The sequence below is a fragment of the Proteus sp. G2669 genome, assembly GCF_009915245.1.
Classification (GTDB): domain Bacteria; phylum Pseudomonadota; class Gammaproteobacteria; order Enterobacterales; family Enterobacteriaceae; genus Proteus.
Genome location: NZ_JAABLX010000017.1, coordinates 189518 through 214627, shown reverse-complemented (window position 1 = coordinate 214627; position 25110 = coordinate 189518). Strand labels below are relative to the sequence as shown.

General features: G+C 39.2%; 19 protein-coding genes. 5 read left to right on the top strand and 14 right to left on the bottom strand.

The window, feature by feature from the left end:
• Positions 1 to 364: 364 nt before the first annotated feature.
• Positions 365 to 1687: an L-serine ammonia-lyase, iron-sulfur-dependent, subunit alpha gene (locus tag GWI68_RS04545; RefSeq protein ID WP_166539509.1), complete on the top strand. Its 1323-nt coding sequence runs from the start codon at positions 365 to 367 to the stop codon at positions 1685 to 1687.
• A 186-nt stretch (positions 1688 to 1873) separates the two neighbouring features.
• Here the strand turns inward: GWI68_RS04545 and yjiA are convergent, their stop codons facing one another.
• The 11 genes from yjiA to apt form a co-directional block, all read right to left on the bottom strand.
• Positions 1874 to 2854, bottom strand: coding sequence for a GTPase (yjiA, locus tag GWI68_RS04540; protein ID WP_166539508.1), 981 nt, complete (start codon positions 2852 to 2854; stop codon positions 1874 to 1876).
• A gap of 22 nt (positions 2855 to 2876) precedes the next feature.
• Positions 2877 to 3083, bottom strand: coding sequence for a YbdD/YjiX family protein (locus GWI68_RS04535; protein WP_004245057.1), 207 nt, complete (start codon positions 3081 to 3083; stop codon positions 2877 to 2879).
• Positions 3084 to 3143: 60 nt separating this feature from the next.
• Positions 3144 to 5294, bottom strand: a complete 2151-nt coding sequence (locus GWI68_RS04530) for a carbon starvation CstA family protein (RefSeq protein WP_109407961.1) — start codon at positions 5292 to 5294, stop codon at positions 3144 to 3146.
• A gap of 336 nt (positions 5295 to 5630) precedes the next feature.
• Complete coding sequence (locus GWI68_RS04525; protein ID WP_166539507.1) at positions 5631 to 8138, bottom strand: energy transducer TonB; 2508 nt, start codon at positions 8136 to 8138, stop codon at positions 5631 to 5633.
• A 15-nt stretch (positions 8139 to 8153) separates the two neighbouring features.
• The gene (locus GWI68_RS04520) at positions 8154 to 9629 is read right to left on the bottom strand and encodes a DNA-binding protein (RefSeq protein WP_166539506.1); all 1476 of its coding nucleotides are present in this window, start codon (positions 9627 to 9629) and stop codon (positions 8154 to 8156) included.
• Positions 9623 to 10378, bottom strand: coding sequence for a PP2C family serine/threonine-protein phosphatase (locus GWI68_RS04515; RefSeq protein WP_166539505.1), 756 nt, complete (start codon positions 10376 to 10378; stop codon positions 9623 to 9625). The genes GWI68_RS04520 and GWI68_RS04515 overlap by 7 nt, the downstream gene beginning before the upstream one ends.
• Entirely contained in the window at positions 10378 to 11046 is a 669-nt protein-coding gene (locus GWI68_RS04510) for a VWA domain-containing protein (RefSeq protein WP_227336451.1), read from the bottom strand. Before GWI68_RS04510 ends, GWI68_RS04515 begins: the two co-directional genes overlap by 1 nt.
• Positions 11047 to 11289: 243 nt before the next feature.
• A complete protein-coding gene (recR, locus tag GWI68_RS04505) occupies positions 11290 to 11895 on the bottom strand; it encodes a recombination mediator RecR (protein WP_072069364.1) in 606 nt (201 codons plus the stop codon).
• Positions 11895 to 12224, bottom strand: a complete 330-nt coding sequence (locus tag GWI68_RS04500) for a YbaB/EbfC family nucleoid-associated protein (protein WP_036932854.1) — start codon at positions 12222 to 12224, stop codon at positions 11895 to 11897. Before GWI68_RS04500 ends, recR begins: the two co-directional genes overlap by 1 nt.
• Before the next feature lie 54 nt (positions 12225 to 12278).
• Entirely contained in the window at positions 12279 to 14252 is a 1974-nt protein-coding gene (gene dnaX, locus GWI68_RS04495) for a DNA polymerase III subunit gamma/tau (protein ID WP_166539504.1), read from the bottom strand.
• A gap of 251 nt (positions 14253 to 14503) precedes the next feature.
• The gene (gene apt, locus GWI68_RS04490; protein ID WP_036932856.1) at positions 14504 to 15055 is read right to left on the bottom strand and encodes an adenine phosphoribosyltransferase; all 552 of its coding nucleotides are present in this window, start codon (positions 15053 to 15055) and stop codon (positions 14504 to 14506) included.
• Between the two features lie 137 nt (positions 15056 to 15192).
• On the opposite strand from apt, the gene GWI68_RS04485 reads away from it, so the two are divergent.
• On the top strand, positions 15193 to 15735 hold the full coding sequence (locus GWI68_RS04485; protein ID WP_109407966.1) for a primosomal replication protein: 543 nt from the start codon (positions 15193 to 15195) through the stop codon (positions 15733 to 15735).
• Between the two features lie 11 nt (positions 15736 to 15746).
• A complete protein-coding gene (gene rsmS / locus GWI68_RS04480) occupies positions 15747 to 15914 on the top strand; it encodes a pleiotropic regulatory protein RsmS (protein WP_166539503.1) in 168 nt (55 codons plus the stop codon).
• Here rsmS and mscK read toward each other — a convergent pair.
• The 3 genes from mscK to acrR all read right to left on the bottom strand — a co-directional run bounded on the left by mscK (position 15911) and on the right by acrR (position 20487).
• Positions 15911 to 19333, bottom strand: coding sequence for a mechanosensitive channel MscK (gene mscK, locus GWI68_RS04475; RefSeq protein ID WP_166539502.1), 3423 nt, complete (start codon positions 19331 to 19333; stop codon positions 15911 to 15913). The genes rsmS and mscK overlap by 4 nt on opposite strands.
• Before the next feature lie 127 nt (positions 19334 to 19460).
• Complete coding sequence (locus GWI68_RS04470; protein WP_166539501.1) at positions 19461 to 19814, bottom strand: DsrE/DsrF/TusD sulfur relay family protein; 354 nt, start codon at positions 19812 to 19814, stop codon at positions 19461 to 19463.
• 28 nt (positions 19815 to 19842) lie between these two features.
• Complete coding sequence (gene acrR / locus GWI68_RS04465; protein ID WP_166539500.1) at positions 19843 to 20487, bottom strand: multidrug efflux transporter transcriptional repressor AcrR; 645 nt, start codon at positions 20485 to 20487, stop codon at positions 19843 to 19845.
• Positions 20488 to 20611: 124 nt separating this feature from the next.
• Between acrR and GWI68_RS04460 the strand changes: the two genes are divergently transcribed.
• Together GWI68_RS04460 and GWI68_RS04455 are read left to right on the top strand one after the other, a co-directional pair.
• Entirely contained in the window at positions 20612 to 21805 is a 1194-nt protein-coding gene (locus tag GWI68_RS04460) for an efflux RND transporter periplasmic adaptor subunit (protein WP_109407969.1), read from the top strand.
• 14 nt (positions 21806 to 21819) lie between these two features.
• Positions 21820 to 24969, top strand: a complete 3150-nt coding sequence (locus GWI68_RS04455) for an efflux RND transporter permease subunit (RefSeq protein ID WP_166539499.1) — start codon at positions 21820 to 21822, stop codon at positions 24967 to 24969.
• Positions 24970 to 25110 lie beyond the last annotated feature (141 nt).

Below are 25110 nucleotides of genomic sequence, written 5' to 3'. Positions count from 1 at the left end.
CTTTAAGTATGATAGTTATACTAGCAATAGGATCGTGTATTCATTCTATTGCTTTTTTATTTAATTTTATATTTATAAAATTAATTTATTTAATTCACTTATTATTTCATTGGTTCATTTTAAACCAATGAGCAACTGACTCTTTTTTTTCATGTAAATTAATACAATGACAAAGTGAATTTATGTGTTTTTCTCTAAAGTAGAAAAAATTACCAACACCAAAGACAAAGAAGGTAATATTTTCTCAAATTTTATTCAATGTTAGTAAATTCAGAAAAAACTTTCTCTCATAAATTCAGTATGATGAAGAGAATAAAAATAGAATAACCTATTGAATTTTCATACTGTTTATTGGGTGCATGCAATGAAAGAACAATTATCTTCTCGTTGGAAAATATTGATAGCGGCAGTAAAACAACAAGTTAAACCTGCTTTAGGTTGTACAGAGCCTATCTCACTTGCATTAGCGGCTGCTACCGCAGCAAGTTATCTTCAACACGCTATCACTCGCATTAGCGCTGAAGTTTCCCCGAACTTAATGAAAAATGGTATGGGCGTTACCGTACCAGGAACTGGAATGGTGGGGCTATCTATTGCTGCTAGCTTAGGGGCTGTTGGCGGTGATAGTAAAGCGGGTTTAGAAGTATTAAAAAATGCCACACCAGAACATGTAAAACAAAGCAAAGCGCTGCTAGCTTCTGGTATTGTTAATGTTTCTATTAAAAAAGCGTGCCAAGAAGTTCTTTATAGTGAAGTCACTATTGAAGATGGTGAAAACAGTGCAACTGTCATTATTGCAGGCAATCACACCAATATCGTTAAAATCATTCATAATGGTGATGTTGTTCTTGATAACACTTGTGATAGTGCAGAACAATCAGCATCGCCTTGCGAAATAAAAGAAACACTAACCCAAACAAATACCCAAGAAATTTATCAATTTGTTACTCAGGTACCCGTAGAAGAAATTTCTTTTATTCTTGAATCAGCACATTTAAATGATGCGCTATCAAAAGAAGGTTTGAACAATAGTTATGGTTTACATATTGGACAAACTTTACAACGCCAGCAACAACGAGGCCTATTAGCAAAAGATCTATTATCAGAGATCATGATCCGTACATCTGCTGCATCTGATGCTCGTATGGGCGGTGCAGTCTTGCCCGCCATGAGTAACTCAGGCTCAGGCAATCAAGGTATTGCCGCAACAATGCCGGTTGTGGTCGTTGCTGAATATTTACAAGTTGACGAAGAGAAAATGGCAAGAGCATTAATGCTTTCCCATTTACTGGCTATCTATATTCACCATAAATTCCCCGCATTATCTGCATTATGTGCAGCCACAACAGCATCAATGGGCGCTGCAGGTGCAATTGCATGGCTAATGGATGAACGCTATGAATCCATGGCAATGGCGATTAGTAGCATGATTGGTGATATTAGTGGTGTAATTTGTGATGGTGCTTCAAATAGCTGCGCTATGAAAGTTTCAACCGGTGCAAGTGCCGCTTATAAAGCTGTATTAATGGCTCTTGATAATACATTTGTGACAGGTAATGACGGTATTGTGGCACATGATGTTGACTCAACGATTGAAAACTTATGTGCGTTAGCAAGCCGAGCAATGCAACATACCGATATTCAAATTATTGAGATTATGGAATATAAAGCCGTTGCTAATGGCTAATTCCAGTGATTAAAAAAAGCACCCCATAATAGTTATTATTATGGGGTGAAACATAAGATCCTAGGAACAGGATCCTCCTCAAGTCAGGAGCTTATCAATATTCGTTACTGCTATTTACGGCTATACTACGGTTACTTCGACTACTTACTTCGTACTACTTTCTAACACTCACTACAGGGTATTGGGTTAATGTGCATTTTCTTGTGTACTTGGCATTAATGCATCAAAACTAGCTCTTATCTCATCTTCTGGTAATTGAATACCAATAAAAACCAATGTGCTTTCGCGAATTTCATCTTCATGCCATGCTCTGTCCCAATCAGCACTATAGAGGCGTTGCACACCTTGGAATAACAAGCGATTAGGTTGATCTTTAATATTTAATATCCCTTTATAACGTAAAAGATTATCAGCAAAGCTTAATAATAATTTTTCCATTACATCGGAGACTTTTTGTAGCTCAACGGGATAATCAAATTTCAGTACAATAGAATGGATATCATCTTGTTTTTCTGGCTGAAAGCGGAAAAGAGGCTGTTTTACTTGAAGGTTATCATTCAACATAAAACCTTTTACATTAAACAATAAACCTAAATCAATTTGTCCATGAATAACGGTATTAACGGGTGCTCTTGCATTAATGCGTCTTAATCTAGCCATTAATTCGGGTGATGCTGGTGCAACATCAGTTTTTGTTAATAAGATGCGATCAGCATAACCAATTTGAGATTGTGCAATAGTAAATTGATCTAATTGTTGTTGAGCATGAATATTATCAACAAGAGTAATAATCCCATCTAACAAATAGCGTTGACAGATCACCTCATGAGAAAAAAATGTTTGGCTAATAGGGCCGGGATCAGCCATGCCTGTACATTCAATAACTAACCTATCAAACTCAATCTCACCACGATCAAGACTGTCACATAAGTCTAATAATGTGTCTTCTAATTCATTCGATTTGCTACAACAAATACAACCATTGGTAAGTGTTTTAATTTGAGTGGCTCTATCACCAATAATTTCGTCATCAATAGGCACTTCACCAAATTCATTTTCAATAACAGCGATTTTATAACCATGCTCTTCATTAAGCATATGACGCAAAAGCGTTGTTTTTCCTGATCCTAAAAAACCAGTCAATATCGTTACTGCAATAGGTTCCATTATGTGTCTCCTTTACAGATTATTAGCAACAGCGAAAACCGCCTTTACCATCACCACCACCATAACGGGCTTCCTGACGTTCACGGAAAAACTCGTTATAGGTCATAACTGGCTTATCAGGATGGTTATCTTTCATGTGCTGTACATAGTTATCATAATCGGGAATACCTATCAGCATACGAGCGGCTTGCCCTAGATATTTTCCAGCTTGTCCTAAATTGCCAAACATAAGTTTCTCCTAAACCCCGTACCAGCTAAACCAGTACGGGGTTAAACTATTTACCTAATATTAGTGACCTGAGGACACTTTAACGTCTTTTGGCATAGGAACATACGGTGTTTCTTGTGCTGTTTCTTCTGGGTTTTTACGCGCTTTCATTGCGGTACGGAAACCGTAGAAAATGATGCTGTAAACAACCACTAAGAACAGAATACTTAAGCCCGCATTGGTGTAGTTGTTAATTACAATATGATTCATATTGGTAATTTCAGCCGCAGTTAAATCGGCACCACCTGCTAAGATCTTCGCTTTGTATTCATTTGCTAAGTAGAAGAAACCTTCCATTTGTGGGTCATCGCTGAGAAGTTTCAGACCTAATGCCCATGTTGTACAAATTAATAGCCATACCGCAGGAACCACAGTTACCCAAATATATTTAGTGCGTTTCATCTTAATTAAGATAACCGTACCTAATACCAGTGCAACAGCTGCTAACATTTGGTTTGAGATACCAAATAATGGCCATAAGCTCTTAACACCGCCTAATGGGTCAACAACACCTTGGTATAACAGATATCCCCATAAGCCTACACAACCCGCTGTACCAATAACACCTGGAATGAACGAATTTGTTTTCTTCAAGTAAGGAATAAAGTTACCTAATAAGTCTTGAAGCATGAAGCGACCAGAACGTGTACCTGCGTCTAACGCGGTTAAAATAAAGAGCGCTTCAAACAAGATCCCAAAGTGATACCAGAAGCCCATATCCGCAGCAGGGATGATTTTATGGAATACCATCGCGATACCAACCGCTAAGGTAGGCGCACCACCAGCACGGTTTAATACAGAAGGTTCACCAATATCTTTCGCTGTTTGTAAGATTTCTTCTGGAGAGATAACAAAGCCCCATGAACTGACTGTTGCAGCTGCATGTACGGTAACTTCTTTTAACTGCCCCATGATAACAGCTGTATTTTCACCACCTAATTCATGTAGATTCGGCATCGTAATACCTAAACCTGATGGTGGGGTATTCATTGCAAAATACAGACCTGGTTCAATGATAGATGCGGCGACTAATGCCATGATCGCAACGAATGATTCCATTAACATTGCACCATAACCAATAAAACGAGCATCCATTTCATTTGCGATAAGCTTAGGTGTTGTACCTGAAGCTATTAGGGCGTGGAAACCAGAAACGGCACCACAGGCGATAGTGATAAATAAGAATGGGAATAAAGCCCCTTTCCACAATGGTCCAGTACCATCAATGTATTGAGTAACAGCTGGCATTTTCAGTTCAGGGTTTAAAATCACAATCCCCACAGCTAAACCAACGATAACACCAATTTTCAGGAAAGTTGCTAAATAGTCACGTGGTGCAAGAATTAACCATACTGGTAATAATGCAGACACGAAGGCATAACCAATAAGACCAAAAGTAATTGTTGTATCTTTAAAGGTTAACGCTGGGCCCCAGAATGGGTCGTGAGCAATAACACCACCAAACCAAATCGCCGCAATCAGTAAAACAATACCAATAACTGACACTTCACCCACACGACCTGGGCGAATATAGCGCATGTAAATACCCATAAATAAGGCGATTGGTACTGTTGAACAAACAGTGAACACACCCCATGGGCTTTCAGCTAAAGCTTTAACAACAATAAGGGCAAGCACAGCAAGAATGATGATCATGATAAGGAAACAGCCGAATAAAGCGATAGTACCCGGAATTGGCCCCATCTCTTTCTTTATCATCTCACCAAGTGAGTTACCATTACGGCGTGTAGAAATAAACAACACCATAAAGTCTTGTACTGCACCCGCTAACACAACCCCTGCTAATAGCCAAAGCGTACCGGGTAAGTACCCCATTTGAGCAGCAAGAACAGGACCAACTAAAGGACCAGCCCCAGCGATAGCTGCAAAGTGGTGACCAAATAAGACATAACGGTTGGTCGGAACATAGTTCAAACCATCATTGTTAATAACAGAAGGTGTCGCTCTCGTTGGGTCAAGCTTCATCACTTTTTGAGCGATATACAGACTGTAATAACGATAAGCAACTAAGTAGACGGCAACAGAAGCGACAACTATCCATAGCGCACTAACGTGTTCACCACGGCGAAGTGCAACCACTGAAAGACAAAAAGCACCGATAATCCCGAGGATCACCCAAGGTACGTGCTTTAAAAATGCATTTTTGTTCATGAGACACCTTTTTTTCAGGCAAGACCGAACAGCCAAAGAGTAATGCGGGACAGCAAAGAATGATTTGAGCGAATCTGAGAGATAACTGCCCGCAGCTACATAATAAGAATTTTGACTCAGGAATGGTGTGACTAAATCGCTTAGCGGTTGTATACCGAATTAAGCGGTCTGTTTTCTCAGTTAAGTGGTTTTGCTGTTTTCAAAAGACGTTTTTTTTGTGATCAAGATAACAATTTTATGTCTTTCAATAAGTTAGAGAATAAGGAAAGATAAAAAAAACGCCTCAAAATCAACAAAAAAGGCGTTTTTTTATAACATTATTTAAACAAAGTGAGATTATTGGCCAAATTGAACAGATATCAAAAGCACATTACCTTTTCGAGAAGGTGAGCCATTAAATCGCCACTGATAAGCAACATCAATCACTGCATTGTCAATATTCATATCACCACTACTGGTTTTTAGCATTACCACAGTAGGAACACCTTGAGGATCAACATCAAGTTGTAAAATCATATCGCCCGTTTTAGGTGCAGTAATTGGAGCATTTACTTTCGGTAATAACTGAGTGCTATCTTTGATATTTGCCGATACAAAATCGACACTAAAGGTACGGTTTGATTGCTCAGTTTTGTCTGTATTTAAAGGCAAGTGAACCACTTTACTATTCGGATCTGATGCTGGTATCGCACGTTGAGCCAATTGGATTTGCGTTAAGTCATCGCTGAGATAATCATCTGAAGGCTTAGCTTCAACACCTTCTGGCAAATAGCGCATATCCATTCTTGCTCTCAAAGTTTGGTAACGTTCTAAACGAGCACCCTCAAGAGTATTTATCACCATCCTCATTTCCAGCATTTGCATGACAGAACTAATGCTTTCTTGTGACTTTTGCTGTGCTGCTTTCGCAAATGCGCCCGCTGCAATTTCAGGATCTTCATCTAGCCACGTTATTCCCCAACCTAACCAAACGTCTTCACGATTTGGATTTAGTGCAATAGCTTGCCCAAAATGGCTACGTGCTTGTGATAACAAGGTTTGCCAATACTCTTTATTTTGTGGGTAAATATCAGGAGATTGAGATAAATTATTTGTTCCCACATTGTAATATTGCAATTCAAAGCGGGCTACCATTCTTACAACATCTTCATTATCTTGATGAAGTGCCAATTTTTCGTTTAAGAAACGTAGACTATTATCCCAACTTTCGTGGTTATTTTTTCCATTAGGTAATGTCTGGATCTCTTTTAAAATATTTTGTAATACCGCCCGTTCTTCTTGTTGTTGTGCACGTTTTGAATAAATAGAAGAATAGGGATCATAGGTAGAATGCGATGACGATTTACTCGACTCTTTTTCTGGTGCCTGCTTTTGTAAACCTATGAACGCATTTTCAGCATTCGAAATACCTTTAATGCTTTGCCTTGCATAAGCTTTCGCCAATGCAATTAATGTAGGTTGTTGTTTAATAGTGTAGTCATTCCAACCAAGACGTGTACTTTGAAAACGAACGGTAACACGTTGATGATACCCCTCTTTTGTTGGCATAAAACGCCAGCCACGAGCATCACTTAATGCTTTCGTATCAAACACATTGTATCCACTACTTTTTTGTACCCAAAGACTTAAAACGTGTCCTTGAGGATCAACATCAACGGATAAAATCGTTTCTGCAATAGGAATATATTGCCCAACAGACGGGTAATGCATTTCCGTCCAGTTCTGTATTTTATTTGGTGAATCAACAAGAACGATCCCAGGATATTCCCTATCATTCATCATTGATTTCCATTCGACATAAGTCTCATTGTTATTCGCTATTGCATAAGTGACTGGCAGTACTTTTCCTGCCAGCTTAGCCACCGCTTCAGGAACTGCATTCTTTTGTCGATATAAACGGTCTTCTATCACTCGTGCTTGAAGGATCTGATAAATCTGACGTTGATTTTCTGTCAATTCAGAAATCGCTTTTTCAATAAGCGGTTGTAATGAAGGATCCTGATGCCCCAATTTGTCATATTTTAGCGTATCAGAAACCATTAATGCAGCCATTGCTTTTTCTATCTGCATATTGGGTGGCGTATGAGCAATATAGGTTAATGCTAACGTTTGCCATGCTTCCGGTACCAATGGTGCAGTAGTAATAGCGTTAATACCTGATTGCACTAATCTTTCATTACTACTTGTAAGAAGCGATGATAATGCTTGAGCAATAATAATTTCGGGTTGATTCAGCAACCAGTCACCATAAAAAGAGAGCGTTTTAATTGCCTCTTTTTGTTCTGGTGTTCCTTTTGTATGAATCAGATACGCCTCTTTAGCTTGCATTGCGGAAGTTACATCATCCGTTAAATAAACAAGTCCCGGTAATTCGATGCGTTTCTTTTCAAGATCTTTGAGATACCCCAGTGTTTTAGGCTGATTCACAACTATCGTTTTAATGATGTTATCTTCAGCATTAATCACGCTATAACGAAAATCACTCCACTGCGATTGTTCTATATTTTGTAAAACAAAGCGGCGACGATCTTCTAATTCACTATGAGGAATGATTGAAAATGAAAGACTAAATGTCGTTAGAACAACAAAAACTCCCCCAAAAAAATAGAAGATATTTTTAGCGCGCCACGATTGCAATAACATGACAATCGTCATAATGGCAGAACCTAACCATAATCCCAGCAAGAAATTACGCTCATCGAAACGAACTGATGAGGGAAGGATCTTGATACTCACACTGTCAATAGTACTAATGATTGAAACTAATAATGCAGGTAACCAAAAAGGAAATAAGAGTGTGGCGATCCCAACAATAATAAGGATCGGTTTAATTGTTTTATTCATATGAACTCCCTCTCATTAAGGTTTTCTTTTCAAAATACGTAATGAAGGGAGAATAAAAATGATGAGTATAATAATGGCTATCATCATTAAAAAAATCACACTTAACATTGTTATTAGTAACTGCTCAATATAATTCGCTTTTATTAAGTCAGTTATCCAAGTAAAACCTAAATCCCCACTTGTTCCTTGAGGAATAAAATACATCAACAGTAATCCGAAAATAATCGGCGCTATGATGGCAATAGCGGTGTGAAAAATAACAGATGGAACTTTACTTATTGCTTGTTTTAACGCGATAAAAATAGCGGGTGGCTGTATTGGTTTAGCTGGAACCGTATGTGTAGGTACATGTCTAATATTGGCATTTTTGACGCTATTTTGGCGTATTTGCTCTCGTTGTATTTGACTTTGCTTTTGAGTAATAGCCACTTGCTGTAGTTGGGTTTGCCTTGCACATGCTGCACAGGCTTTACCCGCAAAATATTGGTGGTTTTTATCTTTCTGACATACCAACATTTGTTGCTTTTCAGGTTGTGCATACTCATACAGTGCCGTAGCCCATGTTTTCGCACTAGGTCTTAATGTTGGATTTCCTGAAAAAGCTTTATCAAATAATGTTCTCAGTTTATCGGGCAATTGTTTATGCCCACTAGCAACATTTGGGGTAATTAAATTATGCGTCTTTACGCCATAACCATAAAAACGACCAGCAATACGTCTAGGAATATCCGTAGGAACCGTGTCGTTTTTAGGGCGACCACTAAAAGGATGGATACCAAAATTAAGCAGTTGAAAAATAATAACAGCTAAAGCAAATCGATCTTGTCTTTCTTCTTGATCTTGTAGAATAGTTTGTTTTGCTTGAAATTCTGGGGCTAAATATTCGACAGTAAATTGCCCTGCGGGATAGCGTATGTTTTCCCCTTGAATACTAAAACCATCACAATCAAGAAGAGACATATACAAACTTGATTTATAAAATCGCAGGTTTAATGGCTTCATATCAATAATACGATGCCCTTGTTGATGCAATGCATCAATCAACGAACAAAGATTATAAGCAAGGCTAACTTTAGCGCCCATTCCTGTGGGTAAATTATGGGCTTTAGCTTGACGCTCTTGAAGAATATATTCCAACTCTATGGTATTTTTCACATCAAGTTCGGGCATCACAAAGCCAACAAATTGCTTTTGGCTATTGTATAAACGTGCTTGAGGCCATGCGAGTTGAATTATTGGAATATCATTGACAGAAACAGCCTTTAATGAAGGCTCTAGTTTCTGCATTGCAGTAATTTTTTTCAGGTAATAGGCTTTATCAATTTTATCATGATAAACTTTTGATACTTGGAAAGGTGCATTATTAATGTGACTAACACTTCCTGCTCCCCCACTTTTTATCAAATCGCCAATCTGATAAATCTTGCCATTTTCATCTTGCAGTTGTGTTGTCCCAGATATCGCCGTCCCTTTTTTTCTCGCTTTTACCACAACTCTTCATCCCTGATACAAATCACTAAGGTCTTATCGTCACCCGTAATTGAGTGTGTACGAGGATCTGCCAATGTTCCCGCGAGTGCTTCACTTCCACTGTCTTCAGATACTGTTTTTAAATAACGGATCACTGGAGTGATAAACGGTTCATAAAGAGCATCACACGCTTTATTCATGGCAAAAGGCTGTACACCATCAGACATCAAAATAACTTGTTTTACTGGTTTATTGAGAGGAATAACGCGTAAATGCGCCTCCCAATTTTCTGATGTCACAAACCAAGTTTGATTTGCATATTCTCCGTTTTCTGGCTGTGATACATAACTTGTGCCATCGCAGTATTCCACCACAGCAATACCATCACCCAAATGGAATAAATAGCCACTATCATCACCAACCCAACATGCAACCAATGTTGATGCATATTCATTAAGTGCGCACTGTTTTATTTCTGCATATTCAGCCAGTTGGAGGCGAATATCTTCAATGAGCTGTTTTGCCCCTTGTGTTATCTGTTTTTCGGTTAACAAATCGATATTTGGCCACTCTGTGATACGCAGCGTAAATAACCGAGCAACAAGTTGAGCACCTTGCTCACTATAACGAGAGGAGCCTGCACCATCACAAACAGCAGCGATAAGATACTCACCTTTACAGCGAATAAAATAAGCATCTTGACAAGGAATTTGACGTTCTTGATGGGCAATGCCTGTCACCGATGCCCCATAAGCTAACCAATCGTTCATCAAACAGGTACACTCGCCCAAGAATCTGTTGAAGGTAATTGTGCTGTGCCGCCCGGTGTTGACTGAGAAACCACTTGCATACTGGCACTTAACCACAAGAATAATTCTTTAAATTGCAGCCCTTTTAGCATTTTCACACCATTAACACCATTACGGCTAAAGCTTCCCATCACTTCTGCTGATGCTCCATCAACCATAATCGGAAATACTGCCGTTTTTTGGCTTTCCTCTGCTTGGCGACAAAGCTGTGCCGCTTGTTCCCATTGATCGGTTGGTACACCATCAGACATTAAAAATAGCCAAGGACGAGTATAAGCAACACCCGCTTGTTTAAAGCGCTGTTTTTCAGCTTCTATTTCTTCAAGCGCTAGCGTGATAGCTTGTCCCATAGGGGTTGTGCCATTTGCTTCTAAAACAGGAGCCGTAAAATCCATAGCATCTTTCCAATCACCATGCACAGTACATTGGTCATATCCACCATATTCAATCACTAAAATACGCACGCGTTTTGCGGCAATCACATCATTTTTTAGTTCTTGTTCGAGTAGTTTAAGGCCTTCATTTAATTGTTGAATAGGCTGACCATACATACTACCGGAGCTATCTAACACTAAGATCAGAGGGGTACGTTGTTCACTGTTATCAACTAAGGCTACGTCAGGGATCATAAGATGCTCCATCATTCAGTTATTATTTTTCATGATAATGATTAATGTAACATAAAGATGCAAAATTCATCAGAAAGAAAAAAACGATAATTTGAAGATAAAGATATTTCTTAGAAAAAGTAGGTTTTAAGACTTAAAAATATTATTTTAAATTAGAATTGCGCTATTTTTCATAATATTAAATGAAAAAAGCACCTTGTTACATTAAGTAAAAGGTGCTTTTTAAATAAAATATTTATTTTATTAATAATGGATTTTTTGGCGTCCAGCAATAGAGTGTGAAAGTGTTGTACCATCAACCATTTCAAGCTCGCCCCCCACAGGAACCCCGTGAGCAATTCGGCTTGCCGTAATATCATACTGAGCGCAGATCTCAGCAATATAGTTGGCTGTCGCTTCACCTTCCACTGTCGGGTTTGTGGCCAAGATAACTTCTGAAATTGTTTCCTGGCTCAAACGCTCTTCAAGTCTATCTAAACCAATATCCATCGGTCCGATACCATCTAAAGGGGATAAATGTCCCATTAAAACAAAGTATCGACCCGCAAACTGCCCTGTCTGCTCGATTGCATGAATATCCGCAGGACTTTCGACAACACAAATTTGCCCATTTTGCTGACGACGAGCATTGGCACAAATAGTACAGCGCTCTTCTTCAGTAAAAGTTCGGCAATCACAGCAATGGCCGATTTCAGACATTGCACGCGTTAACGCTTGTGCAAGTCGCATACCACCGCTTCTATCGCGTTGAAGCAGTTGGAAAGCCATTCGTTGCGCTGATTTAGGCCCGACACCGGGTAAACAACGCAACGCTTCCATTAATGATTCAAGAAGTGGGCTAGTTTGCATTAGAATGGCATCTTAAAGCCTGGTGGTAATTGCATACCATTAGAGACAGAGGCCATTTTCTCTTTTTGCGTTTCATCAATACGACGCGCAGCATCATTAAAGGCAGCAGCAATCAGATCTTCTAGCATCTCTTTGTCATCTTCTAACAGACTAGGATCGATTTCAACACGACGGCAATTATGAGCACCATTGATAGTGATCTTGACTAAGCCAGCGCCAGATTCACCTGTCACTTCTAAGTTTGCGATCTCTTCTTGCATTTGTTGCATTTTGTCTTGCATTTGTTGGGCTTGCTTCATCAGATTGCCCAAACCACCTTTTCCGAACATAATTGTCTCTCTTTGTAAAAGCCACACAGTATGAAGTCATACAATATGTTGCGATTAAACAGGTCGGATACTCTCTTCATCCAATTCAGCATCAAAATATTGCTGTAATGTTTGAATTGTTTTATCCGTAATAATCGATTGACGCGATAACGCCAATTTTTCATCATAAATGGCTTGTCGCCACTCCAACGGCGTTTTTACCGCTGGATTATCATCTTCTATAATTGTGAGTGAAATTGCTTTTCCATGCAATTCACTTAATGCATTTGTGAGTGTGCGTAATGCATTTGCTGAATTTAAATGTTTCTGTCTAGTTCGTAAATGCAAAATCACGTTTTCTTCACTTACTGTCTCTTTATACGCATTTAATGCCAGTTGTTGCACCAATTTAGGTAATGGCATTTTTTCAATTTCAGCAGCCCACGCATCTCTTTCTTGTGATTCTTTCGCAATTTTGGCCGCTAACTCTGGCGTTTTTTCGTATTCGAGAACTTCTTTAATTTCTTTAGGCGAAGACACTGTCTCTTGTGTTGACATCAACTCAGGATTTTGTGGGCGCCATTGATATGCTTCTTTTTTCTTTTTTTCAGGTGCATTAGGATTAGGTTGACGTTTAGCAACTTGTTGACGTCTTTCACTCACGGCTGCTAGCCGTTCTAATGCACTAGCAGCCGGCTTAGCCTGATTTGGCGTCGCCGGTTCAGGCTTTTTTGGCGGGGTTTGTTGTTCAGTCCCCTTTATCGCCTGCCGTGCTCTTAAAAGTTGTGCCGCTGGACTATTACCTAACGAGGCATTGTTCATGGGCGAAGAAGAACGTGTATTTTGTGGCGAATGAGCCTGAGCCACTGGTTGCTCATGACTCACTGGCATTCGATTTGTTGTCGATGACGTAGAAGGCAAAGTTTGCGCTAATGGCGCAGAAGAAACCTCATCAATCACTGTTTTGGGATGAAAAGCTAACGCTCTTAATAACGTCATTTCAACGCCCATGCGTCTATCTGGTGCATAAGCCAGTTCTTTTCGTCCAACTAATAAAGTTTGATAATAGAGTTGTAAATCTTGTGGTGAAACAGATTTAGCCAATAGGCGTAAACGCTCTTGGGTAAATTGTTCTTGGGGATTATCCTCACTAGGCAATAATTGCAACATGGCAATTTGATGCAATAACGAAAGAGTCTCAACTAAGAAGTTTTCCCAATCAGTTCCTCTTGAAGCCACTTCATTGACCAGCGACATCACTTGTTGACCATCTGCTTTTACCAGTGCTTCAATCAGTGCTAAAGGCTGTGCATCATCAATAGTGCCAAGCATTTGACTTACAACGTCAGCGGTGACAACGCCTTCACCACTTGCTATAGCTTGATCTGTTAAACTTAAAGCGTCTCGCATACTACCATCGGCGGCACGAGCAATAAGCTGGCGTGCTCTTACATCATTTTCAATGTGTTCGGCAGTAAGCACTTTTTCGAGTTGTGTTGCAATTTGGTCAATATCCAATGCACGCAAATGAAATTGCAAACAACGCGATAAAATAGTGACAGGTAATTTTTGTGGATCGGTTGTCGCCAGTAGAAACTTAACGTGCTCTGGTGGTTCTTCTAATGTTTTTAATAGCGCATTAAAACTGTGGCGAGAAAGCATGTGAACTTCGTCAATCAAGTAGACCTTAAAACGTCCACGCGCTGGCGCATATTGCACATTATCAAGCAATTCACGGGTATCTTCTACCTTGGTACGCGATGCAGCATCGATTTCGATTAAATCGACAAAACGCCCCTGTTCTATTTCAAGGCAATTTGCACATTGACCACAAGGTTTACTCGTAATGCCTGTTTCACAATTAAGCCCTTTGGCAAATAATCGGGCAATAGTGGTTTTTCCGACACCTCGAGTACCAGAAAAAAGATAGGCATGATGAAGTCGCTGATGATCAAGACCATTAGCTAAAGCCGTCAACACATGACGTTGACCGACAACATCGTTAAAAGTTTGTGGGCGCCACTTACGGGCAAGTACCTGATAGCTCATTGATTCCGCTAAATTTGAACGAGATTTATCTCTATGCTAACACAGGGACGCCCCATTGAGCGAGATTTGTCAGAAACAAATGAGATATTGATGAAAGAACCGTCGAATATTTGAAATGTATCAGAGAGGAAAATCAATTGTGCGGGCCATAGATATTTATATATCACATCATAAATAACACAAAAGCACCCGCACTATTACTCATGTTTAAAATAATGACGTGTATCACCACATTTTAAACAGTGAAGAAATTAATGTCCTGGAAAATCAACCAGAGTAAAGCTATGAACGCCTTGTTTTTCTAAGCGTTCAATACCGCCTAAATCAGGTAAGCAGATAATAAATGCAGCTTCTGTTACAGTTCCACCTAAACGACGGATAAGACGGGCTGTTGCTTCAATGGTGCCGCCTGTTGCCAGTAAATCATCAACCATTAATACTTTGTCTTTATCCGTAATGCTGTCTTTGTGGATCTCTAAAGTATCTGTGCCATATTCCAAATCATAAGTTTCACTGAGCGTTTCGCGAGGCAATTTACCTTTTTTACGAACAGGAACGAAACCAACACCGAGGCGTAAAGCAACCGGAGCACCAAATAGGAAACCGCGAGCTTCGGTACCCACGACTTTAGTGATACCCTGACCTTGATAGTGCTCTACCAATAAATCAATGGTTGCCTGATATGCAGCAGGATTATCCAGTAATGTAGTGATATCACGAAATAATATCCCTTCTTTTGGATAATCAGGAATGGTTTCAATACTGTCTTTAATAAATTGCAGTTGTTGCGCGTTAGCAGTCATAATCAGTGCCATAATAAAAAACGAAACGATAGAATCTATGCAATATGCCGTTAAAATGCAACAGAAAGCCAGTTAACAACTCTTTTTTGTTGCTTTAAGTCAATTCATGTTTTTATCAAAACAGGAACAAGAACCCGATGAATAAACCTGATCCTTTAAGCTTGTTTAAAAAACAGATAGACAATCTTGCCGAAACACTGGCGCCTATTGCAAACAAAAAAATTGCAGCACCTTGCTTCGACACAGCACTGTTCCACCGCCGAAGTGATTCACTTGGCGGCTATATGCAACAGATCCGCGATAATTTTACCCAGTTAATCGCTTGTGTTGAGGCACAACGAAGCCAGCAGGTTAAATTTCTGGCCACTCAAATCCTACAACAAATAGAAGCATTAACTCGTGAATTATCGACACAAACACTAAGAAAGCAAGAGAACCAGCTTACTCAACGAAAAAAAAGTGTCGATTTATACCAAAAACTTGCCCAACATCAGGATTATGAGCGCAGATTACACGCCATGATCCAAGATAGAGAGCTTTCATTAACGCAAGCACAAAGTTTTATGCAACAACAAGAGTTGCAAAAAGAGATTGCTGCACTTGAAAATCGCCTAGCGCGTTGTAAAAACGCCCTTTTCTCTATTGAAAAGAGCATTGAAAAACAAGAAGATAAATTTTAAAGGCGATAATTATGAGTTTAAAAGAAGCACCAAAATCTGTTCAGTTGGCCGTTGATCTTATCTATTTACTTGAAAGTCACCATATTGATCCTAAAACAGCACTAGAAGCCCTTGAGATTGTGCGCCAAGATTATGAAAACAAATTGGCGACACAATCAACAAACACGCCCTTTAATTAAGCAAAAGGGGTATTGGCTTCAGGTGTCGAACCATCAAGAGGCCGTTTTACCTCTTGTACTTCATCACCTTGTTTATTATGCAAATAAACATCAAGTTGGTTAAATGCAATATTAATATCGTTTTCATTACAAAGCTTATCAATTGCACGATTCACTTCATCAATTGCAATACTTCTATCACCTAATGTTCTGACATAAAAACGTAAATCGTGGTTTAACGTACTGGCGCCAAATTCAGTAAATAACACGACTGGCTCAGGTTCAGTCATCACTCTGGTATTCTCTTTCGCTGCTTTCATTAAGATAGCTTTGACCTTATCTAGATCAGAACCATATGCCACCCCCACCTGAATAATAATGCGTGTGACAGTATCAGATAATGTCCAGTTAATAAGCCGTTCTGTTACAAAAGCTTTATTAGGAATAATTACTTCTTTGCGATCAAAATCTGTCACTGTTGTTGCTCTAATTCGAATTCGGCTAACTGTACCTGAATATGTTCCGATGGTGACGGTATCCCCAATCCTAACTGGTCTTTCAAACAAGATGATCAAACCAGACACAAAGTTTGCGAATATCTCTTGTAAACCAAACCCTAATCCTACCGTTAAAGCCGCCGCTAACCATTGTAATTTCTCCCATGCCACACCTAATATTCCCAGAGAGACAATGGTGCCTATTGCAATAATAACGTAGGTTAAAATAGTCGTAATAGCGTAAGAAGCGCCTTGTTGCAGTTTGATACGCGATAAGATTAATACCTCTAATAAACCTGGTAAATTTCGCGTCATAAACCAAGAGATTGCCATGATAGAAACAGACAATAAGAGATCTGCTACTGTGACGGCTTTAACCACATTTCCCAACTCTGTGGGTAATGTATAGCTCCAGAGTGTAATACCATCTAAATAGGTAAATACAGTAATAAAATCGGACCAAATCCCGTAGAAACTAGACGCAAAAATGATAAATAAAATCATTGTTGTCAGTCTTAATGATTGCTGATTGATTTGCTCCATATCCATTGGAGGCTCTTGAATAGGTTCAAGGCCATTATCTTCACCCTCTTTTTTTTCTTTTAACATTGCTTGTCGACGTTCAAGCGCTCGACGATAAGCAAGTCTTCTAGCAGCAACGGTTAATCCTCGTAAACTGGCATGATAAGCAGTGAACCACAACATAAGCAGATATAAGCTATCAATCCAACGATTTGCTAAACGCAACGCCGTATAGTAATAACCAAAAATTACTAATCCCATTAAAATTAAAGGCGAGAATGTTAATAGGGTGATCACAACCGTTCTAACAACATGATTCCCTTTTTCTTGCCACATTTCGCGACAAAACGGCAATGCACATAAACTAATGCAAAACAGTGAAATAATCGCAACCAACTGCCCAATAACATCCCCCACCAGTGATAATGGGTTATTAATACCGTAAGCAGAAAGCAAAATAATCGGCAACATAGGAAGAGAAAGACGCAATAAACGTTTACGGTTTTGCTGAACTCTCTCTACAGGAATTTTAAAATGTTTTACAGCAACGCCATTATCAGACATTAAACGATAAGACCATTCAAACATCAGCCAAAATACCGCAAATTGCCAAGCAAAAGACCAGATAAACTCTTGTTGCACGTTAAAACTATTTATTAGCCAATAGCCAATCGCTAAAACAAAACAAGAAAGTGGTAATGTTTTTAAGAAAACAATACCTAATGCCAGTGGTGTATGTAGCTGAGAATCTTTATTGAGCTTATTAATATCCCCATTAAGTTTTTCAAACTGAGTATCAAGCTTTTTACGTTGCCAAATCAGTATTAAACCAAACAGAATCAACGCAATAAGGACAGGAAGTGATTTCTTAGCCCCGATCAACAGATTTTCATTTGACCAATTCAATTTAAAACTTTGGAATTCTGCCACTGCTTGAGAAGGAAATGTTGAAAACCAATTGAGATTAATAGGTTTATTACTACTCACCCAGAAAATTTGTTGTGCTAATGTACTTTCTAAAGAGCTTACGACACTGCGTAATTGTTGCTGATCCATTTGCAGGTTAATCGAACCTGAAATTTGATTGCCTAATTGATTATTGAGTTTATCAAGCAACTCCCGACGTGCATCAACAAGTAATTCTAATGCACTACGTAACTCTTTTAGTACATTAGGGTCGGTGACTTCAGGATGAGTAATTTGGTATTCCTGCATCAACCGATCAATATAGATATTGGGTTGTATTATCTGATCACGTTGTTTATTAATTTCAAATTGCTCTAACCGCAAATCAGCGATTTTATCAGGCAAATTATTAATAAAAATACCATCCGGCAAATCAACTTGCTCTTCAAATAAAATTCGGGAAAGTAACAAACTTCCTTTTAATACATCAATTTGTTCTTTTAGGTTTCGTTCAGATTGAATGGCTCTATCTAAGCGGTTTTTCACCATTAAGCTATGGCGATTTAGTTCGTTATTATTTTGTGTTGTAACGATCAGTTTATCACTAAGATGCTTATTGATTTCTGTTTGCGCTAAATAGAATGGATCATTATTAATCGCTTGATTATCAAGTTCGGTGCTTTGTGCTTCTTTAGCTGTTTCTTCTGAACTATCTAGACGTTTATCGCTGATGGCATCTTGAAGCAGTTGTGCGCGTTCCTGTGAAAGGTCAATATACGCAGAGCTATAGTCACGTTGAAGTTGTAATAAGCTTTGTAATTGCACATTTGACTGTAATGTACGTTTTTGAAAATTATTTTGTTGTTGAAGATAATATTGCTCTAACTGTAATAACTGCACAGCAGAAGGCCGCATTTGTGCTTTATCTGCACTACTTTTATTCAGCAATGTCCTTATTTGTTGCAATCTATCTGAGTTATTAAATAAAACAGATTGCGCCCTTTCAGGTTGTGTCTGTAATACGATAAGTTCATTACTGTAATTAGCTAAATCATCTTGGGATTTTTGTAAGGATTGTAGAACACTTTCTAATTGCGATTCTAATGTTGCTAATGGTAATGCTTCCAATGATTTTTGGTAGTCATCTGCTTCTTTATTAGCGACTTTTTGTTTTAATTGATTAAGTTGATATTGCGTACTACGCAGCTTTTCAGGTAGTTGCTCTACCGTTTTATCATAATTTACTGATTTTTTTTCTAGCTGTTGAATATTATCGAGTAATAAAAGTGATTGTTCTAAATCCGCAATTGTTAATTTATCTTCTGCACTTAACTCACTACGTTTATTTAATAAACTAAGCTGATTTTGAATATTTTCTTGAGTCGGTAGATTACTTGAAACCGCGGCTAAAACCGAAGTAATAGAGAGGCACCAAAGAATAAAAATAATAGCAGTCGCGGCGACAATCGTCGTCATTCGATTATTAAATTGAGAAAAAAAAGTTTGTATCCGCATGGTTAAGCAACTTGTTCAATTAATATTGAAAAACTGTTTATTAGTATAATCCAATTACGTTCAATTGGCAGTGTAAACAGAACAAGTTGCTTGGGGTTGTTTCTCGGCTGAGAAAATGAAGCGACAATCAGAATGTTAGGATTTTATCCGCATCAAGCGTCCATTGTGCCAAATCAACTAATGTACCTAACTCTGCACCATCAACTAATGGTAACCCACTGATACCACGAGTATCTGTACATGTTTTGCATAATTTAACAGGAACATTTTGTGCCGTTAAAATTTCCAGCATTTGTTGTAAGTTATAACCTTCTTTAGGCTGTTGGCGAGCTAAAGCCCCTGTAACAGCATCTGACATTAAAAAGATATTTAATTGAGTTTCTGGGTGCTGTTCTTTTAATGTAATAGATAAACGCAGTGCGTTAAATAATGACTCATTACCATAAGCTGCACCATTAGCAATAACTAAGACCTTACTCATAGATGTCTTCCTTTTGTTTAATAATAAATTAAGAGGACGCAGATATTCTCATATTTGCACTGTGCTTTATCATATCAATAAAGCTATCAACCAAATATTGACTTTCATCTTTGATAGAAAAGCTTTCTGGTGAAAATAACCAATTTTCAGCAAGCCCAGTCATCATAGCCCTTAACATGATGGCCGCCCTTCTTAAATTAAGGTCGGATGGTAGTTGTTTTTTTTCAACACAACGAGATAAAGATTGTTCTATTCTAGAGTAATCAGCTGCACACAATTCTCTACGAATTTCAACAATTGGTGTCATTTCACCGACAAATTCGCATTTATGGAAATATATTTCTAAAAGTGCATTATGTTTAGGATCTTCGACAATCGATGTCAATATGTAAATAAGCAATTCTCTTAATACAAATAGTGGATCATCTGGGTATTTTGTTTGATACTCTATTTCTAAAGATTCTATTTTTAAGTCGGTGAGTTCGCACGCTTCAGTAAATAAATCCACTTTATTTTTAAAGTGCCAATATATTGCGCCACGGGTAACTCCTGCAGCGGCCGCAATATCTGAAAGTGATGTGGCAGAAACGCCTTGCACAGTAAATAGCCTAAGTGCAGCATCAATAATCTGCTGTCTTGTCTCTTGTGCCTGCCGTTTAGTTTTTCGTGCCATTAATCCTCGATTTTGACTGAAGTTAATTTACATACATTCATGTATGTTTGTACTATACATCGCAATCAATCATCAACTTAATTATTTTTATCCCGGGAAACAACGTTTGAATAGAGGTTTTCTTATGCGAAAAAACAGAGGGGTTTTGCCTCTGGCTCTGTTAGTGCTATCAGGCAGCTTGGTTCTTGCTGGATGTGACGACAAAGCTAAACAGTCTGCTGGGGGGCCTCCTCCTGCTCCGGCTGTAGGTGTTGTGACTTTAGGAGCGCAAGCTCTGACAATCACCACTGATTTACCAGGTCGTACATCAGCCTTCCGTATTGCTGAAGTTCGCCCTCAAGTTGGTGGCATTATTTTAAACCGCAATTACAAAGAAGGTAGCTATGTAGAAGCGGGTACATCTTTGTACCAAATCGACCCAGCTATTTTTGAAGCAACTTTAAATAGTGCGCAAGCTGAATTAGCGAAAGCTAAAGCTAATGCTGAAATAGCTCGTCTCACTGTGGAGCGTTATAAGCCTCTGCTAGGTACAAACTATGTCAGTAAACAAGATTTTGATACTGCAACATCTCAATATGCACAAGCTGTAGCTGCTGTTAAAGCAGGAGAAGCGGCTGTAACAACTGCAAAGATTAATCTTGAATATACAAAAGTAACAGCGCCAATTTCAGGCCGTTCAGGTAAATCTACTGTGACTGAAGGTGCACTTGTCGCTCCAGGTCAGCAAGTAGCACTAACTACAGTTCAGCAAATCGATCCGATTTACGTCAACGTGACACAATCGAGTGAAGATTATCTGAAACTTAAAAATGAAATTGAAAGTGGCGTTATTCGTCAAGAGCAAGGCAAACCTGTTGTTCATTTAACATTGACTAATGGGCAAGCTTACGCACAGAAAGGCCATTTAGAGTTTTCTGATGTCACTGTTGATGAAACAACCGGCTCAATTACTATGCGTGCTATCGTACCTAACCCTACTGGGGAACTATTACCAGGTATGTTTGTTCGTACTAAATTAGAAAATGGTATTCGTCAAAATGCAATTTTGATCCCACAGCAAGCTGTTATTCGTACTGCTCGTGGTGAAGCGACAGCAATGGTTGTTAATAAAGACAATGTTGTTGAAGTTCGTACCATTGATGTGTCACAAGCTGTTGGTAATAAATGGCTCGTTAATAGTGGTGTTCAGGCTGGTGAGCGCGTTATCGTTTCTGGATTGCAAAAAGCAAAACCAAAAATGACAGTAACGCCTCAAGAAGAAAATTTAGATGCTAAGCCATCACCTGAACAAACTGAGCCAGCTAAGAATCCTCAATAAGGAGTCGGTGATCCATGCCTAAGTTTTTTATAGATAGACCGATATTTGCGTGGGTAATTGCGATAATTACCATGCTCGCAGGTCTTCTGGCACTCATCAAACTGCCTGTTGCCCAGTATCCAACGATTGCACCGCCAGCGATTTCTATCTCTGCGGTTTATCCTGGTGCTGACGCCACCACTGTGCAAAATACAGTTACCCAAGTTATCGAACAGAATATGAATGGTATCGATAACATGGTGTATATGTCTGCGACCAGTGACTCAGCCGGTATGATGAATATCACTCTGACCTTTGAAGCAGGTACTGATCCTGATATTGCGCAAGTACAGGTGCAAAATAAATTGCAACTTGCTATGCCATTATTACCTCAGGAAGTGCAACAACAAGGGATTAGTGTTGATAAATCCTCAAGTTCATTCTTGATGGTTGCAGGTTTCATCTCAAATGACGGTTCAATGTCACAAGATGATATCGCAGACTATGTGGGTGCAACGATTAAAGACCCATTAAGCCGTGTAACCGGTGTGGGTGAAACCCAGTTATTTGGTACCCAATACGCAATGCGTATCTGGTTAGATCCAGATAAACTGGTGAAATATAACATGACAACACTTGATGTTATCGGTGCGATTAGAGCACAGAATAACCAAGTGGCAGCAGGTCAATTAGGGGGTACACCTCCTGTTCCTGGTCAGCGTTTAAACGTATCTATTATTGCTCAAACTCGACTTAATACCGCAGAGCAATTTGGCGATATCCTGATGAAAGTCAATACAGACGGTTCGCAGGTTAAGCTAAAAGATCTCGGTGTGGTTGAAATGGGTGCTGAAAGCTACAGTACTATTGCTCGCTTTAATGGCCTACCCGCTTCTGGTATTGGTATTAAATTAGCAACAGGTGCTAACGCATTAGATACCGCCACTGCTGTACGTGCTGCATTAGCTGAAATGGAACCGTTCTTCCCTGCGGGATTAGAGGTCGTTTATCCTTATGATACAACGCCATTCGTTAAGATCTCTATTTTCGAAGTGGTAAAAACACTTGTTGAAGCTATTATGCTGGTATTCGTAGTTATGTATCTGTTCTTACAGAACTTCCGAGCTACGTTAATTCCAACAATTGCAGTACCTGTTGTATTGTTAGGTACTTTCGCCATACTCTCAGCGTTTGGTTATTCGATAAATACCTTGACGATGTTTGCGATGGTGCTTGCCATCGGGCTTCTGGTGGATGACGCCATCGTTGTGGTAGAAAACGTCGAACGTGTTATGCAAGAAGAAGGTTTATCACCTAAAGAAGCAACACGTAAATCTATGGGACAAATCCAAAGTGCACTGGTGGGTATCGCCCTTGTGCTTTCTGCGGTATTTATTCCAATGGCATTCTTTGGTGGTTCAACAGGTGCGATTTATCGCCAGTTCTCTATCACCATCGTATCAGCAATGGTTCTGTCTGTTTTCGTTGCATTGATTTTAACACCTGCACTTTGTGCAACGATGTTAAAACCAGTACCAAAAGGCAGTCATGGTGTGCAAACAGGCTTCTTTGGTTGGTTTAACCGTACCTTTGAAAAAAGCAGCCATCACTATACTGATAGTGTATCCCGTACTCTTCGTGGTACTGGTCGTTACTTATTAATTTACGTTTTATTAGTCGCAGGCATGGCATTAATGTTTATTCGCTTACCTGCATCGTTCTTACCAGAAGAAGACCAAGGGGTATTACTGACAATGGTTCAGTTACCTGCTGGCTCCACACAAGAACAGACTCAAGACGTATTAGAAAGAGTAAATGACTACTTCAATACCGATGAAAAAGAACTCGTTAAATCCGTCTTTACCGTAAGTGGCTTCGGCTTCGGTGGTCAAGGCCAAAATATGGGTCTGGTCTTCGTTGTATTGAATGATTGGGATGAACGTAAAGCAGATGAAGACAAAGTTCCGGCAATTGTAGGGCGTGCCAATATGGCATTATCCCAAATTAAAGAAGCCTTTGTTTACTCATTTAATATTCCAGCAATTGTTGAATTAGGCTCTGCGGGTGGTTTCGAATTCGAGTTAGTCGATAAAGCGAATCTCGGTCACGAAAAACTCATGGAAGCACGAAATCAATTACTCGGAATGGCGGCACAACAATCTCAAATGTTGATGGGTGTGCGTCCTAATGGTCAGGAAGATACGTCACAGTATCGTCTATATATTGACCTAGAAAAAGCACAGGCTCAAGGTGTTGCAATCAGCGATATCTATTCAACATTAGGTACCATGTTTGGTGGTAGCTACGTAAACGACTTTATCGACCGTGGTCGTGTTAAGAAAGTTTATGTTCAAGCTGAATCACAATTCCGTATGTTGCCACAAGATATTGGTAATCTTTATGTTCGTAACAATGTTGGTCAGATGGTTCCATTCTCATCATTCATTGATACAAGTAAAGATCCTTGGTTATATGGCTCTCCACGTTTAGAGCGTTATAACGGTTTACCTGCAGTCCAAATTCAAGGTAGTGCAACACCGGGTCAAAGTAGTGGTGATGCAATGCTAATGATGGAAGATCTCGCAAGTAAATTACCAAGTGGTATTGGTTATGAATGGACAGGAATGTCATATCAAGAACGTTTATCTGGTAACCAAGCGCCTGCGCTGTATACCATTTCCTTGATAGTTGTATTCCTCTGCCTTGCTGCTCTTTATGAAAGCTGGTCAGTACCGTTCTCTGTTATGCTCGTGGTTCCTCTAGGTGTTATCGGTGCGCTGTTACTCACCACATTCCGAGGCCTTGAGAACGACGTTTACTTTAAGGTTGGGCTCTTAACAACCATTGGGTTATCGGCGAAAAACGCAATCTTGATTGTTGAATTCGCCAAAGACTTGATGGAAAAAGAAGGCAAAGGACTCATAGAAGCAACGTTAGACTCTGTTAGAATGCGTCTACGTCCAATTCTAATGACCTCTCTGGCCTTTATGTTAGGGGTTATTCCTCTGGTATTAAGTAACGGTGCAGGTTCTGGTGCACAGAACTCCGTAGGTACAGGTGTATTCGGTGGTATGATTGCCGCAACCTCCCTCGCTATCTACTTTGTTCCTATTTTCTTCGTCGTGATCCGTAGACGTTTTGCGAAGAAAAACGAAGATTTAGAGCATCCAAGTAATTCACACTAATTTGTCTGTGAATACAAAAAAGGTCGCATAAGCGACCTTTTTCTTTATCTATTGATATATCGTTTAAAATGAAAACTTATCTCAGTATATTATTTTTAAAAAATATCTCTTTAATCAATAAACTCATTTTATTTTTTTTCT